Source organism: Meridianimarinicoccus marinus (assembly GCF_040689105.1).
GTDB classification, from domain to species: domain Bacteria; phylum Pseudomonadota; class Alphaproteobacteria; order Rhodobacterales; family Rhodobacteraceae; genus Meridianimarinicoccus; species Meridianimarinicoccus marinus.
This window is the reverse complement of sequence record NZ_JBFBVU010000097.1, coordinates 1-452: the sequence shown is the minus strand read 5'-3', so window position 1 is coordinate 452 and position 452 is coordinate 1. Positions and strand designations below refer to the sequence as shown.

General features: G+C 68.1%; 1 protein-coding gene. It reads left to right on the top strand.

What is annotated here, in order from left to right; all coding sequences use genetic code 11:
• On the top strand, positions 1–452 hold a 452-nt coding region (locus AB0T83_RS20340; RefSeq protein WP_366195014.1), incomplete at both ends, for a histidinol dehydrogenase.

The following is a 452-nucleotide window of genomic DNA, read 5'->3' as shown; positions in this document are numbered from 1 at the left end:
ATGCTGGACATCGAGGTCGAGACCCTGCCCGGCGTGATCCTCGGCCACAAGAACATCCCCGTGCAATCGGTGGGCTGCTATGTGCCCGGCGGCAAGTTCCCCATGGTCGCCTCGGCACATATGTCGGTGGCCACGGCGGCAGTGGCCGGGGTGCCGCGCATCATCGCCTGCACCCCGCCGTTCAAGGGCGAGCCCAACCCGGCGGTGATCGCCGCCATGCACATCGGCGGCGCCCATGAGATCTATGTCATGGGCGGCATCCAGGCCATCGGCGCCATGGCCATCGGCACCGAAACCATCGACCCGGTGCATCTTCTGGTGGGCCCCGGCAACGCTTTCGTCGCCGAGGCCAAGCGCCAGTTGTTCGGCCGGGTCGGCATCGACCTGTTCGCCGGGCCCACCGAAACCATGGTCATCGCCGACGAGACCGCCGCCGATGCGGAGCTGTGCGC